Here is a 13,609-nt window from a genome sequence, read left to right as displayed (position 1 = left end):
GGGTGATCCGGTGGCGTCGAGTTCGGTCAGCGTGGGGACGACGGCGCGGGCGGCGAGTTTGGACAGGAACGTCGCGTGGGCGCGGCCATAGGGAGTGACCCGGTAGACGTTGTGTCCGGGCACCCGTTCGATGAACCGTTTTCGGCGGAGCCGGCGCAGGTCGTAGCTGGCGTGCTTGGAGGTGTAGGGCCGATCGAGCAGGGCGGCGACGAGTGGGGTGAGCGACCGTGGGATGGGCATCGGCCGATGACGCGCGACGCAGCGCCCCGTAGCTCGTCGACTACGAGGCGCGGCGGCGGGGGCCCGACGATGACCTGCGAGGAGTGGATCGTGGCCCGCCTGGCCGAGGCACCGCCGCTGTCCGCCGAGCAGATCCACGACCTGCGGGTGCTGCTGTTCGCCGTCGCCGCCAGCGCACCTCCACGAACGCGGGCTTTTCGGTGCCGGTGGCTTACCCCGACCAGGCGAGTCGTAGCTCCATGGTCCACCAAACACCCAGTAGTGGAGGCGCTCGCGGCCGACGCCCAAGCCGCAGCTCGGTTCGTCGTCCGGCCCGGTGATGTAGCCGTCGACCGAGACCGTGATCCCGGCCACCACCTTGCCCATCGGGTCCCTCCTCTGACGCTCCAGTGACGACGGGCGCCGTCACCACAGGTAGACGGCTGTGACGGGTTGGAATCATCCCTCGACCAGTTGGCACAGATGTGCGCAACAATGCCAGACCAGGCCGCGTACACCTCCCGTCCATAGCGATAGCCGGCGAAGCGGTTTTCGGGGCTGACTGGGAGGGCGACGGACGTCGTTGCCGCATCCGGGCGAAGCGCGCTGCCGGTAGTGGGACGCCTACACTCCGAGGATGACCGACGTTCAAGACAGGTACCGGCAGGTCTCGAAGGGCTTCGACGCTGCTGTCAAGGCGGTCGCCCCGCACCAGTGGGAGGCACAGTCCCCCTGCGAGGGGTGGAAGGCCCGCGACGTGGTGGCGCATGTGGTCGCGGGCCATCGGGGCGTGATCGCCGGCGTCAGAGGTGGGGAGTCGAAGCCCCTCGGCGGCGACGAAGACCCAAGGCAGGCTTGGGAGGCGGCATCTCGGGCGATCGACGAGATCGCCGCAGACCCGGAAGTGCTGGCCAAAGAGATCGACGGGCCGATCGGCAAGATGCCCGCCGGGCAGATCATCGGGCGGTTCGTGTCCATGGACCTGCTCGTGCACACCTGGGACCTGGCACGGGCGGTCGGTGCGGACGAGCGCCTCCACGAGGACTCAGTTAGCCACGCCTACGAGGCTCTCAAGCCGATGGACGACATGATCCGCCAGCCCAACGTCTTCGGGCCCAAGCTGGAACCACCCGCGGGTGCGGATCTGCAGACGGAGTTCCTCTACTTCCTGGGCCGCCGGGCGTAACGCAGCCTGCCGCCCCAGACCGGTCCCGCTGCCAAATCGGCCCGGCGGGGTACCCGACACCCGCCGCCTATCGCCGTAAATTACCCAGCTGGTGGGGGATCGCACTTCCCGGTGGCTTTCGCCGCCGATGGATTCCAATCCGGCACGACAAACGAGCCCGTGATCAGCAGTTTGTCCGCCTGCCCCGAGTTGGCGTTGCAAGGAGGCTCCTGCCGAGCGCCAGGCAGGCCCGGGTTCGGGTCCTGGCCAAGATCGAGCAGGGTGGATGGCAACCATTCCCACGGTTGTTCAGCCGGCGGTGCGGTTTCGTCCAGTGAGCTGAACTACCTACCGGAGCCCGTCGAAAGCCGGCGTCATCTCAGCCGCCACCCCCGGCGAGGGACCGCGAGGAATAGGTCCCGCCCGGCCCGGCCACGGATCCGGCTGAGGTGGACGTCGATGTTGCGGGTGCGAGCCACTCGGGTGCCGACCAGCCAGGCCAACTCATCCCGGTGCCAAACGCGCTCCGGTGCGGCGAGGAAAACCGCAAGCAGTTCGATCTGCAATGCCGACAACTGGATCGGTCGCCCCTCCAGGCGAACCTCGTAGCCGACTAGGTCAACGTCGAGGCTGCGCCACGACAGCACCGGCGAGGCGGTCACCCCAACGCTGGCCAGCCGTTTCCTTAGCGCAGACCCAGGTGATGGGCCGCCCGGCATCGCCTCGGTGTCCGCGCTCACGCGCGCGTGAGCTCACAGAGCATCCGCGCCCCGCTCGCTGGTGCGCACCCGCACCACCTCGTCGACGGGTGTAACCCAGATCTTCCCGTCACCGATCGCACCGGTGCTGGCCGCCTCGGCAATCACCCCGAGTAGGCCAGCCACGTCCTCGTCCGAAACGACCACATCGATCCTGATCTTCGGGACGAAATCGACCTGGTACTCAGCTCCGCGGTAGACCTCGGTGTGGCCCCGTTGGCGCCCGTAGCCCTGCACCTCCGAAACGGTGAGGCCATGAACGCCATGGGCCTGGAGTGCGTTCTTCACTTCGTCGAGCTTGTGCGGCTTGATGATCGCGGTGACGAGTCTCACAGCATCTCCCTTCGGTCGCCGGGTGGCGGCGACGGGTCTGACGCGGCCCGCGTCGACCCGGAGCCGGCCGTAGCTATCACGCCGGAACGGACGGCCAGCGTCTCCTCGGGGAATGCCTCTTCGTCATGGATAGCCAGGTCGCCGATTTCGAGGATCTCGTCACGGTAGCGCGTACCCCGGAGAACGAGCCCAATGAGCTTCATGAGGATGAAGGTCACGAGGGCAGACCAGAAGATCACGAACAGAGCGGCACGGAACTGTTCCCAAAGCTGGTGGGCCGAGCCGGTGTACATCAGCCCGCTGACGGAGAAGGGGGTGCAGCCCCCGTGCGACGTGGCGAACGCCGACTGCGTGGTGTTGACCACCTGGCCGGTGGTGTCGAGGCTGCCGCAACCGTATTCGAGCATGTTCGGGTCGCCAAATATCCCGAGGAGAAGTCCCCCGGCCAGGCCCGCGATCCCGTGTGTGTAGACGACCCCGAGGGCATCGTCCACCCTCGAGAACGGCCGCACCTTGGACAGGTAGTTCCACGCGACCCAGACGATTACCGTGCAGATGACACCCACGGCGATGGCGCCGCGACCGTTGACCCAACCGGCGCACGGTGTGATCCCGACCAGCCCACAGATCATCCCGTTCACTGCGCCCAAGAAGGTTGGTTTCCTCGCCTTGGTCAGCCAGGCGTCCATCCCGAGCCAGACCAGTACCCCGGTCGCAGTGGCCAGGTTGGTGTTGACCACAGCGGCCGCGGCGTCGGCCCCGGCGTAGTACGGGTCACCGCCGTTGAAGCCGTTCCAGCCGAGCCACAGGATGCCCGCGCCTACCGCGGCCATAACCAGGTTGTTCGGGATCGCGTGCTGGCGGTCTCGCAGGAGCCGGGGCCCAAGGACCCACGCCGCAACGAAGCCGGAAACGCCGGCGGACATGTGGATGACGAAACCACCGGAGAAGTCGAGTGACCCCTCCTGGGAGAAGTAGCCGCCGCCCCACAGCAGGAAGGCGTCGATTCCGTAGACGAAAGTCGACCACAGCGGCACCAGGAGGCACCAGGCACTGAACTTGATCCGGCCGACCACGCTGCCCATGAACAGCAGCGGCGTGATCGCGGCGAACACGAACTGGAAGTAGGCAAGGGTCGTTGTGGGGAAATGGAAGGGTATGGCGGTATTCGCCGCCGACACAGCCTGGCCCTCTTCGGCGACACTGTTGGTGGTGCCGCCCGGTTGTCCTACCAGGTTGTCAAAGAAGTGCTTGACCCACCCCACGCCCGATAGCTGGGTTTGTACCCCATTTTTCACCCCGCCCCCGATCGACGTGGCCCCGAAACCCATCTTGTAGGACCACAACACCCAGGCGATGAGGACCAGCGAGAATCCTGCGAACATCATCGCCAGGACGTTCACCGCCCACTTCTTCTGGACGATCGACGCGTACAGGACAGCCAGGGCCGGGAGGCTCATGAGACCAACGAACGTGGCGGCTACCAGCTGCCACGTGTTGTCACCCGAATTCAGCCAACTGGGATACGGAACGGGTACTGCACCAGCTAGCAGGTGCTGCACGGCTAGTACTCCTCTCGTCTGGTCAATGCCTGCCGGCGCCCTGCCATGGATACGGCCCATGCGCACGGTGCGCGAGAGCCACGACATGAAGTTCGCCCTGCCGCGAAGGATGCAGGCCGAGCGTTTCCTCACCGTCACACTCATGTGACAACCGCGTGAACTAGAAAACCCTCGTCCGAGGTTGGCGATGGCTCCGCTACCATGCGCAATGTCAAGACATCAGGTTGTCGGCGAGCGAGTGAGCAGCGAATGGACGGCCATGATCGCTCGGATGCCGGCGCACCACGAACGACCGGCGGGCAGGCCCAATTGACGAGCCAAGAACTCGTCAGCTGCGAAGGGCCAATCATGACCCTGCGCGGGGCCGGGGTGTCAGCTGACTTCCGCCGGGTCGGTCGGGTGGTGGTCGGCGTCTGCATGGGCGGCCTGGCTGCGCTGGCTGTTGTGCTCCTGTTGGCCGGCGTGCAGAAGAACGCACAGATCGCCCGGCTGCGCGCGCACGGAATAGCAGTCGATGTGGCCGTGTCCGGGTGCCATGGGTTGATGGGGGGAAGCGGCAGCAATCTGGTCGGATACGAGTGCAGTGCGACGTTCACCGTCGGCCGCCATCGCTATGTAGAGGCGATCACGGGCAGTGGTCTGCACCCGCCGCCGGCACTCATCCGCGCCATTACCGACGCGGGGGACCCCGGCCTGCTCTCCACGGTCCGTACTGTGGCGACCGAGCGTCCGTCCGCTCAGGTGTTCATTCTTCCGGCAGTCCTATTCCTCGTTCTCGTGCTCCTTGCCGGAATGCTCATCCGGCGAAGATGGCACCGCTGATCGCCGGCCCATCGATTCGGGCCATCCGGCGACACGGAATTCATCGCCGCTAGCTTGCACCGCGTGGGTTTCGACGGGGATGACCGCTTGGGCGGTTCGCGCCACCTTGCTTTGAACCGACCGTGCGGGGGCGCTTACGAGTGGCCCGGGCGTCATCGATCCCGCGTCTCGAGCCCATGCGGGATGCTCCACTAGCGGGGGCATCACGAAGTTCCTGTTGCAGCCGGTAGGTCCGCACCAACAGCCACGAGCCGGCCATCAGGAACGGGATCCCGAAGCCCCAATAGTGCAGGTTGAAGATGGCCAGGCCGTAGAGCGCCAACAGGATGCCGAGGAAAAGACGCTTGCGAGACAGAGACATAGCCAGGATCAGAACGGACATCACAAGAAGCACGACCGTCAGCTCGTGATAGAGAGCCACGCTCACGTGGAGGCGGTTGGGCTGACCGTTCTTGAGCCGAGCCGGGGGGTCGTTGGCGATCAGGGCACTCATCACGAGGATCCCGATGGCGGCGGCAAGCGGCGCCATGGAAAGTCCGATGAGCCGCTCCTTGTCGTCGGTAGACCGCACAGCGGCCGCCAACTCTTCGACCGAGGAGAGCGGCGTCGCGGGAGTGGCGTCGGGCGCTACCGGCTTCAGAATGGCCGCGCGCAGCCGATCGCGGAACGGAACCTTCGCGCCGTCGCGTTTCAGGTGTGGCAAAGCGAAGGACGGATGCACGCGTCTCCCAATCGGGGTGGTCACCGGAGTCACCGGCAGCCTGGCCCGGCCGAATTGCCGAGGACTTTCGCCCATGTTACGGCCAGGAAAACCTTCGAGGCTTTGTGTTACGGCGACATGACGGGAACGGACGTAGGTTCGCCCCGACCGGGTAGAAACCGCCGGATCCCCTGGGTCGGTATCAGGCCCAGCCCGCGTCCGCGGTCGGGGGGACGGTTAGGTGAGGGGGAGGACCCCTCGTTGAGCATCGTTTGTCCCGTTCAAAGTCCAGCGAGATCGGGGCAGTCACCGGAACTCCCGTCACGCCGGCAGGAAGGACCGGGACGGTTGCCGAATACCCACCCGTAACCTCCGCGGCGCTCGCGCGTTGACGGATCGAAGGCGGTCGAGGCCGCTCCGATCGGAGGCAGGGAATGGCCCAGGACATGGTCAACGGTGCGTTGGCCCGCCGGGCGTCCATCGGGTTGCTCAGTGCGACGATGATCATCGGGACGGCATTCGGCGCGAGCGCCGCGACCCACAAGCCCAAGCCAAAGCCCAAGCCGAAGCCGGTCCGGGTGACCCGGACTGTGATCGAGTCCTACAGCAACCCCTGTATCGCCTATGTCGTCGGAGGCAGTTACCTCGGGGATTGCCCGAAGGCCGACGCGATCGGCAATTCCGCCACCGAGTTGTACGTGACGCTGTCGGCGAAGGACGCGACCGGCCGTCGGGTGGCCATCTTCTTCCAGGACGCCGGGCCCGCGGTGAACACCACCGGACGGGCCGCACCGTCCGAGATCGTCTGCGGCGCAGCCAAGGATCTCCCCATCGCGGCCCATGGCACGGTGTCGATCGATCCGGCAGCCCCGGTCGGCGTTACGAGCTGCCCCACCCCCGCGACCAAGGGGACCATCACAATCACGTTCAGCAACCTGCCGTAGCGGAGCTTCCGGCCGTTCTCGCCGCTCGTCGCCAGCCCGCGGGAGGTTCAGGGGGCCAGGCCGGCGGTGAGCGAAGGCGGCCGGGCCGCAGCCGCCGTCCCCCACGACGACCCGGTGGCGTTCGTGGTCTGTATCCTCAGCGAACCACCCGAGCGCAACGTCGAGCCGGGGATCCAGGTGGCGTCGAAGCCGCGCCCGTCGAGATGGGCACCCGAGATGTACTGGTCACCCGCCGCGACCCCGGGGGCGGTGACGGAAAAGTTTCGCCGCCCGAACCCGACCCGCAAATTCTCGGCCGCAAAGGTCGGCGTCGACAGTTCCCACCCGTCGACCCCGGGTGTTACCTGGTAAAGACCCAGCGCGGCCAGGACGTACCAGGAGGCAATCTCCCCGGCATCGTCGTTCCCGGGCAGCCCGTCCGGGCGGGTGGAGTAGGTGGCCATTTCCGCGTGTACGACCTTCGCCGTCTGCCAGGGTTCGCCGAGCCAGTCGTAGTAGAAGCCGGACCATAGGTCTGGTTCGTTGGCGGGGGTGTACTGGTTTCCGACGTAGTACACCCCGAAGAAACTGCCGTACTCATGAGCCGTCGGCACTGCGGGGGCGGTGTTCGACTGGAGGGCGGCGCTGAAAAAGCTATCGAGTCGCGACACGGTCACGGCGCGGCCGCCGATTCCGTCGGCCAGGCCGGTGACGTCCTGCGGTACCGACCACAGGTACTGCCAGCCGGTGCCTTCCTGCCAGCCGTCCTGGAAAATCGGGGACCACGTCGACGCGGCACCTATCGACGTGGGGTTGGCGAAGGCACCATCGCGGTTGCGTGGCCTCAGGAAGTGCCCGGACGGGTCGAGCAGGTTGCGCCAGTACCCAGCCCGCGCCCGGAACTTCGCCACAGTGCGGGTAACCCTCAGCCGGCCAGCCATGGCCGCGATAGCCGAGTCGTCTATGGCGTATTCGAGGGTCTCCGCGGCGCCGATTCCGGAGACGTCGTTGCCGATGAAGCCTTCGCGGAGATATGCGTCGAGATGCTCGCGTGGCCACACCGCCGGCAATGTGGTGGCCTGCCGGACGGCATCGGCCAGGGCATCTTCCGACTGCGTCTGGGAGAGCAGCCCATCATCCACCGCCTCGGCGAGTTGAACCGTCCCGGAGTCGCCGCCCATGATCCCGTAGTCGTCGTTCGCGTAAACCCAGCGCGGGATGACCCCATGGCTCTGCGCCGTGTCGTCGAGCAGGGACAGAGCCACGTCGCGCCCGACATTGGGCTCGACCAGGGAGAGCAGCGGGGTCTGGCTGCGGTAGGTGTCCCAGCCACTGAGGTTCGTGTAGTGGTGCTGCCCTGGAGCGAGCTGATGCACCTGGTGGTCAAAGCCCAGGTAACGGCCGTCCGCATCGTCGAATGTCGTCGGCATCAGCAGGCTGCGGTAGAGCTCGGTGTAGAACGTCGCAGTGGCCGTCGCCGAGCCGCCGGCGAGTGTCACATCGTGCAGATGCGCGTTCCAGAGCTGATCCGCTTTCCTGGCAATCGCGTCGAAGTCTCCCCTCCCTTCGGCGGCCAGGTTCGTTTCTGCCCCTCGCAGGTCGGTGTAGGAGATCGCGACCCGCAGCGTGATCGTCCGGGCGTTAGCGGAGGTCGGCCAGGACAGGTACGTGACCTCGCCGACGCGCCCCCAGGTCGCGAACGGTGTCGATACCGTCGCTTCGGCATACAGGTCGTAAGCGCCCGATGGATTGTGGATCACCGTGCTGAAGCCTCGCCGGTTGGTCGCGACCGAGACCACGGCCGGCACGGTTCCGCTGTTATTTCGGGTCGCGTCTACGAGCAGGTTCGCGCGCCGTCCGGCCGGGAAGGTGAATCGCTCGTATCCGACTCGGGCGGTGGCGGTGAGTTCGGCTCGGATCCCACTGTCGAGGAGGGTGACTGCGTAGTAGCCGGGCCGAGCGAGTTCCGCACCGTGGCTGTAGGGCGACGCGAATTGACTGGGCGTGCCGGTCGGCTCTCCGACCGTGGGCATGATCGGGAGATCCCCGGCAATGTGGATACCGGCACCGTCGAAGTGGGTGAGCGCGAACCCCCGGATTTCGGGGTCTTGGTAGGCGTACCCGACGTAGTTGACGGGATCGTCGCCGACGCGGGTGGTAGTGATCGGGCCGGGGGAGATCATCCCGAACGGTAGCTGGGCGGCTACCGTCGGAAAGCCGGCGCCGAGAGAGCCGGCCAGCGGGTTCACTTCACTCGTGAGATCAACCCCCGGCCGGCTATAGACCGACCGGGCGCCGGCCACAGCCACGGGCGCGACGAGCACGGTAACGCCCATCGCGATCGCGAGGATCGGGCGCCATGGTGTCCGGAGCCGGAGCCGGAGCCGGAGCCGGAGCCGGAGCCGGGGCCATCTCCGGAGCCGGGGCCATGTCACGAGCTTGGCCGCGGGCGCTCTGCGCATGCACGACCTTTCGCCGGCAGAAAGGACCTCGTCGTACCGGTCTTCGACGCCCGCCGCGACGTTCCTGCCAGCTGCGGCGCGGGGTCGGCTGGCGGCGGCGGTCGCTCGGTGATGTCAGCCGCGTTGCGCGCGGACCCGCGACGCCCGGCGCCGAAGCTCGACGGCGAGCCCGAGGAGGGCAGCGGCGCCGAGTTCGAGTGGGAGCAAAGGCGCCGGATGTGGATCGGCCAGTGCCGTGTACTCGTGGGTCGACTGATCCCCCGTCGAGTCCGCCGCCGCAGGTTCGCTCTCCCGCTGGGCCACCGTGTTGAGCTGGGGCTGCACGCCAGGTTGCGGTTGGATAGCCTGTGGTGGCTGAGCTGGAACCGGACCCGACACTGGCACGATCGGTGCGGTCACGACGGGGACAGTTGCGGACCCAACGAGCGGTCCCGCCCCGGGTGGCGCCCCGAGGTGCGGCGGGAACAGTCCCACGGGCGCCCTTGGCGCGGCCGGAGGCGCAAGTGCCCAGGCGGGACGGTAGGCGGGGGTGCCGAGGAATACCCCGAGGAGTTCGGCGGAACTCGAGCTCGGGACCGATGCGCAGCCGCTCCCGAGGGGACCTGTGGTGGCGGTCGCGACGAGCCTGCGGTCGCGGAACAGCTGCACCGGCTGATTCGGGATGGGCTGCCCACTGCCGGCCAGGTCAAGTGCGACGCAGGCCTCCGTCGCCCCCGACCGAGCCACCCGCAGTCCGGTGGCCAGGGCGCAGTAACCGCTCGGCACCTCGTACGCGGTGACGACGTGCAGGTCGGCGTCCCGGATCCACACGACCGGCTTGGCGAAGCTCACCGTGTCGCAGGCCAGCTCGTCGTTTTCCATGCTGGCTTCGGCGTAGCGGTGGTGGTGGAAGACCGCGAGCAGATGGCAGGACCGGTCGATGTGGATGACCGTGACGTCGTCCTCCATCTCGACGTATGCGTCGCCGTTACCGGTCGCCACGACGGCTGCTGCCTTGTACCGGTTGTTATCCGCGGTGTTGTTGTTAGTGGCCTGGGCCTGGAGGTCGTTCAGGTTGGCCGCCGACAGGATGCTCGTCGGCAACAGGCAGCTACCGGTCACCTGGCCCGTGCGGGTCAACTCGTAGACGTGGCGGCCGGCGTCAACGATCGCCCGGAAGCGGTCGATCTCCGGGTCATAGGACAGGTCACCCGTCCCGGCATCGCCGTGGTCAGCGCGGTTGAGAGCCGTTCGTGCGAAGACCGGGCTTGCGAACATTGGGGTGGACCGTCCGGTTCGGGGATCCACCGACCAGACGCCGCCGGTGGCGTCGGTGACGTAGAGCAGATCTCGCAACGAGTCGTAGGTAACGCCCAGAAGCACGTGCGGGATGGTCGTCCGCAGGTCTGGCAAGGGATGGCCCCGGGTGTCCATGGCATGCAGGAAGCCATCCGGAGCACCTTCCTGGTCGTTCTCCGTCGTATAGATGAGCCGCTGCCCATCGAACGCGATCGAGCTGTGCAGGCTGTCGTATCCAGCCGGCAACGCGAGCGCGACCAAAGCCTGCATAGCGATGTCCGACCCGGCCACCGGGACGGAGTCGGGCGGCCCGGATGCGGCGCGTGGCGTGCCCTCGAGATCCGTGCCGTCGCTGCGGTAGCGGTAGGTCGCACCGCCGGCGCCACAGGTCAGGAGGAAGGTGGTCGGAACTTCGGAGTCACCACGCAGGTCGGTCGGCCCGCAATAGGAGGGCAATCCCTGGCTGGCGGAGTGGGTGACCTGACCAAGGTTGGCGGTTCGCACGACCTGGGAGCCGGTAATGGCCATCAAGGCTGAAGGATGCTGGGCTTCCACGGCGATCGACGCCAAGTCGAGAAGCGGCAGGCTCTGGCTGAATGTCTGCCCGCCATCGACGGTGGCCTCGAGGCCGTGTGCGGTTGCCACCAGCAGCTCGGTGCCGCCGCCCCGAGCTGGCGTGGCGAGGACCTGATGCACGGTCCACCCGCTGCTCGCTCCGACGGGGGTCGCGGTCTGCCCTCCGTTGCTGGACTGGAAAACGCCACCCGGGGCGCTGGTGTCGTCGAGCCATAAGTTCTGGCTGCTCCCCGGGACCAAGGACACCGAGTCCGGGGTGACGCCGGCTGGTCCGGTGATGCCGGCGAAGCTCGCCCCTCCGTCCGTGCTGCCGCACACGTTGGCCGTGCACGGCAGGCCACCGATCCGCGTAGCCGGGGTGCCGGACACCGCTACGTACACCGAGCCACCCGCCCCGGCGGTGATCGAGAGGACGCTCAGCCCGTTGAGTCCGGCGACCGCTGAAACGGTGCGCCCGCCGTCGGTCGTCCGGAACAGCCCGGCCGGGGAAGAGCTCGGCGCCAGCGGGAGGAAAAGCGCGGTCTCCGCAGGCAGGCCACCGGTCACGATCTGGCCGATCGGGGCCGGGGTACGGGCCCCCGTGGGTTGCCAGGACGACCCGCCGTCGGAGCTGGTCTCGACGACCTGGGCACCGGTCACCGCGATCAGCCGACATGGATCGTCGCCGAGCTGACCGATGGCCGCTCCGGCGGCCGGCGCCGGCACCAGGCTCCAGGTCCCGCGGGGCGCGCTCGTCGCGAGGCAGCCCGAACCGGCCTGGGCTGAGCCCCCGAGCGGGACGAGCGCGGTGCTTACGGTGAGCAGGGCCCCGGCGATGACGAGCCGCCCGTGATTCACGGGCGGCTAGCTCTCGGGCGCGCGCCGCCGCCGACCGTTCGCCGGTGTGGCGATCCCGGCCGGTGTCCGCGCTGGCGTGGCGGCGGTTCCCGCGGCGACCCTCGAGAGCAATCCGGCGAGTTCCGGGCCGGCGACGGTATCCGCGTCCTCGAGCCGCCCGGCGAGCTCGAGAAGCACGGCCAGATTGGCCGCGACCACCGAGCGGGCCCGGTCGTCCGCCGACTCGACTAGACGACGGATTTCCGCGTCCAGCCGGCCCAGGGTCTCCGGGCTCACCTGAGCGAGTTCGCCCAGATCGCGGCCGAGGAAGACTTCGTGGTCCTTGACGTGGATGCGCACCGGGCCAACCCCCTCGCTCATCCCGTAACGCCCGGCCATCTCACTCGCAATCTCGGTGGCCCGTTCGATGTCCGCCTCACAGCCGGTGCTCGTCTCGCCCAGCACGATCTGCTCCGCGGCTCGCCCGCCGAGGCTCGCAGCCATCCGGGCCAGCAGATCGCTCTGCCGCAGGAGTAGGCGGTCCTCACCGGTGAGGATCACGTGACCGAGGCCCACCCCACGCCGGGCGACGGACACCCGGTCGAGCCCGGCGACCAGCCCCAATGCGGCGGCGCTCACCGCGTGCCCGGCCTCGTGTACGGCCACGATCCGCCGCTCCTCGGTGGAGAGCGCTTCAATAGGACGGCTCGGACCCACAACCACCCGCAACACGGCTTCGTCGAGATGCTCCTGGGTGATTGCGGTGGCCTGGGCGCGCACTGCGAGCAGAGCGGCCTCGCGCCAGAGATTGGCGATGTCGGCGCCGGTGAGTCCCACGGTACGCCGGGCTAGGGCGTCGAGGTCGACGTTGCCCGCGGTCGGTCGGCCTGTCGCGTAGAGCCGCAGCAGTTCGAACCGGCCCGCGACGTCGGGCTTGTCGACGGTGACGATCCGGTCGAAGCGCCCCGGGCGCAGCAGCGCGGGGTCGAGGATGTCCGGCCGGTTCGTGGCGCCGATGACGACGACGCCGCTGCTCGGGGAGAAGCCGTCCATCTCGACGAGCATCTGGTTGAGGGTTTGCTCCCGCTCGTCGTTGCCGCCACCGACACCGGCCCCGCGCTTGCGCCCTGCCGCATCCAGCTCGTCTACGAACAGGATGGCCGGCGCCTGAGCCCGGACCTGTCGGAACAGATCACGGACCCGAGCGGCGCCCACACCCACGAGGGACTCGACGAACTCCGATCCGGAAATCGAGAAGAAGGGTACGTCCGCTTGGCCGGCGACCGCTCGGGCGAGCAGTGTCTTGCCGGTCCCCGGTGGCCCGACGAGGAGCACTCCCTTCGGGGGCACGGCGCCCAGTTCGACGAACCGTGAGCTGTCGCGGAGGTAGTCGACGATCTCGGCGAGCTCCGTGACGGCGTAACCGCAGCCGGCGACGCTGGCGAAGCCGATCGCGGAGAAGGCGGCCCGGTCGTGCCGGGTCTTGAGCTTGGCCCCGGACCGGACCCGCGAGAACTGTGTGTATTCCCGCGCCCCTCCCTCTCCACGGCCGGCGGTGAGCACCAAGCCGAACAAGGCGGCGAGCACGAAGACCGGTAACAAGTAGTCGCGGACGAACAGCAACGTGGCCTTGCCGGTCTGCGCGTCGACCCGGACCGGTCCGGACCTGGCCAGGGTGCTGATCAAGTCCCCGGTGACCGCTGCCGAGTGCGGGTAGGCGGCGAACAGCGTTTGGCCGCCGAGCGTGCGAATCTCGACGCGATTGTCCACGTCGTAGAGGGTCGAGCTGACGACCTGCTTCTCACCGGCCGCGGTCAGGATGTCGCTCAGCGCCACTCCTCGCGAGCCGCCGACCGGAGCGAGCAGGAACACGCTGGCCCAGAAGAAGATCGCTAGCGCGACCAGTAGTCCACTCAGCAGGACTGGCACGGTCCGCAGTCGTCTTCCACGCAGCCCGGAGAACCGGGCGGCGAGCCCAGTGGGTACGCGCATCCG

General features: G+C 67.9%; 11 protein-coding genes. 3 read left to right on the top strand and 8 right to left on the bottom strand.

What is annotated here, in order from left to right; translation table 11 throughout:
- A partial coding sequence (locus tag VNG13_01555; GenBank protein ID HVA59205.1) for a hypothetical protein occupies positions 1–240 on the bottom strand: 240 nt, incomplete at its 3' end.
- 616 nt (positions 241–856) lie between these two features.
- Here VNG13_01555 and VNG13_01550 point away from each other — a divergent pair.
- Positions 857–1,405: a TIGR03086 family metal-binding protein gene (locus VNG13_01550; protein ID HVA59204.1), complete on the top strand. Its 549-nt coding sequence runs from the start codon at positions 857–859 to the stop codon at positions 1,403–1,405.
- Between the two features lie 353 nt (positions 1,406–1,758).
- On the opposite strand, the gene VNG13_01545 is transcribed toward VNG13_01550, so the two are convergent.
- Genes VNG13_01545 through VNG13_01535 form a run of 3 tightly spaced genes read right to left on the bottom strand, consistent with a single transcriptional unit; the run spans position 1,759 to position 4,037 of the window.
- Positions 1,759–2,124, bottom strand: a complete 366-nt coding sequence (locus VNG13_01545; GenBank protein ID HVA59203.1) for a winged helix-turn-helix domain-containing protein — start codon at positions 2,122–2,124, stop codon at positions 1,759–1,761.
- Between the two features lie 12 nt (positions 2,125–2,136).
- Positions 2,137–2,475: a P-II family nitrogen regulator gene (locus VNG13_01540; protein ID HVA59202.1), complete on the bottom strand. Its 339-nt coding sequence runs from the start codon at positions 2,473–2,475 to the stop codon at positions 2,137–2,139.
- The gene (locus tag VNG13_01535) at positions 2,472–4,037 is read right to left on the bottom strand and encodes an ammonium transporter (protein HVA59201.1); all 1,566 of its coding nucleotides are present in this window, start codon (positions 4,035–4,037) and stop codon (positions 2,472–2,474) included. Before VNG13_01535 ends, VNG13_01540 begins: the two co-directional genes overlap by 4 nt.
- 348 nt (positions 4,038–4,385) lie before the next feature.
- On the opposite strand from VNG13_01535, the gene VNG13_01530 reads away from it, so the two are divergent.
- On the top strand, positions 4,386–4,859 hold the full coding sequence (locus tag VNG13_01530; protein HVA59200.1) for a hypothetical protein: 474 nt from the start codon (positions 4,386–4,388) through the stop codon (positions 4,857–4,859).
- Positions 4,860–4,908: 49 nt separating this feature from the next.
- Here the strand turns inward: VNG13_01530 and VNG13_01525 are convergent, their stop codons facing one another.
- A complete protein-coding gene (locus tag VNG13_01525) occupies positions 4,909–5,604 on the bottom strand; it encodes a hypothetical protein (protein ID HVA59199.1) in 696 nt (231 codons plus the stop codon).
- Positions 5,605–5,993: 389 nt separating this feature from the next.
- Between VNG13_01525 and VNG13_01520 the strand changes: the two genes are divergently transcribed.
- A complete protein-coding gene (locus VNG13_01520; GenBank protein HVA59198.1) occupies positions 5,994–6,503 on the top strand; it encodes a hypothetical protein in 510 nt (169 codons plus the stop codon).
- A 47-nt stretch (positions 6,504–6,550) separates the two neighbouring features.
- Here VNG13_01520 and VNG13_01515 read toward each other — a convergent pair whose 3' ends face one another.
- The 3 genes from VNG13_01515 to ftsH form a co-directional block, all read right to left on the bottom strand.
- Positions 6,551–8,818, bottom strand: coding sequence for a GH92 family glycosyl hydrolase (locus VNG13_01515; GenBank protein ID HVA59197.1), 2,268 nt, complete (start codon positions 8,816–8,818; stop codon positions 6,551–6,553).
- 240 nt (positions 8,819–9,058) lie between these two features.
- Complete coding sequence (locus VNG13_01510) at positions 9,059–11,635, bottom strand: hypothetical protein (GenBank protein HVA59196.1); 2,577 nt, start codon at positions 11,633–11,635, stop codon at positions 9,059–9,061.
- A 6-nt stretch (positions 11,636–11,641) separates the two neighbouring features.
- Positions 11,642–13,606, bottom strand: a complete 1,965-nt coding sequence (ftsH, locus tag VNG13_01505) for an ATP-dependent zinc metalloprotease FtsH (GenBank protein ID HVA59195.1) — start codon at positions 13,604–13,606, stop codon at positions 11,642–11,644.
- Positions 13,607–13,609: the final 3 nt, after the last annotated feature.

The sequence above is a fragment of the Mycobacteriales bacterium genome, from assembly GCA_035533475.1.
Classification (GTDB): Bacteria; Actinomycetota; Actinomycetes; order DATLTS01; family DATLTS01; genus DATLTS01.
Note: the sequence above shows the minus strand (reverse complement) of the source record. Positions and strands in the feature narration are given on the sequence as shown.

Bases quoted from the DNA above. Each gene is read 5' to 3' on its own strand.
- VNG13_01520 (HVA59198.1), top strand. From the start codon at position 5,994: ATGGCCCAGGACATGGTCAACGGTGCGTTGGCCCGCCGGGCGTCCATC.
- VNG13_01515 (HVA59197.1), bottom strand. From the start codon at position 8,818: ATGGGCGTTACCGTGCTCGTCGCGCCCGTGGCTGTGGCCGGCGCCCGG.
- VNG13_01530 (HVA59200.1), top strand. From the start codon at position 4,386: ATGACCCTGCGCGGGGCCGGGGTGTCAGCTGACTTCCGCCGGGTCGGT.
- ftsH (HVA59195.1), bottom strand. From the start codon at position 13,606: ATGCGCGTACCCACTGGGCTCGCCGCCCGGTTCTCCGGGCTGCGTGGA.
- VNG13_01550 (HVA59204.1), top strand. From the start codon at position 857: ATGACCGACGTTCAAGACAGGTACCGGCAGGTCTCGAAGGGCTTCGAC.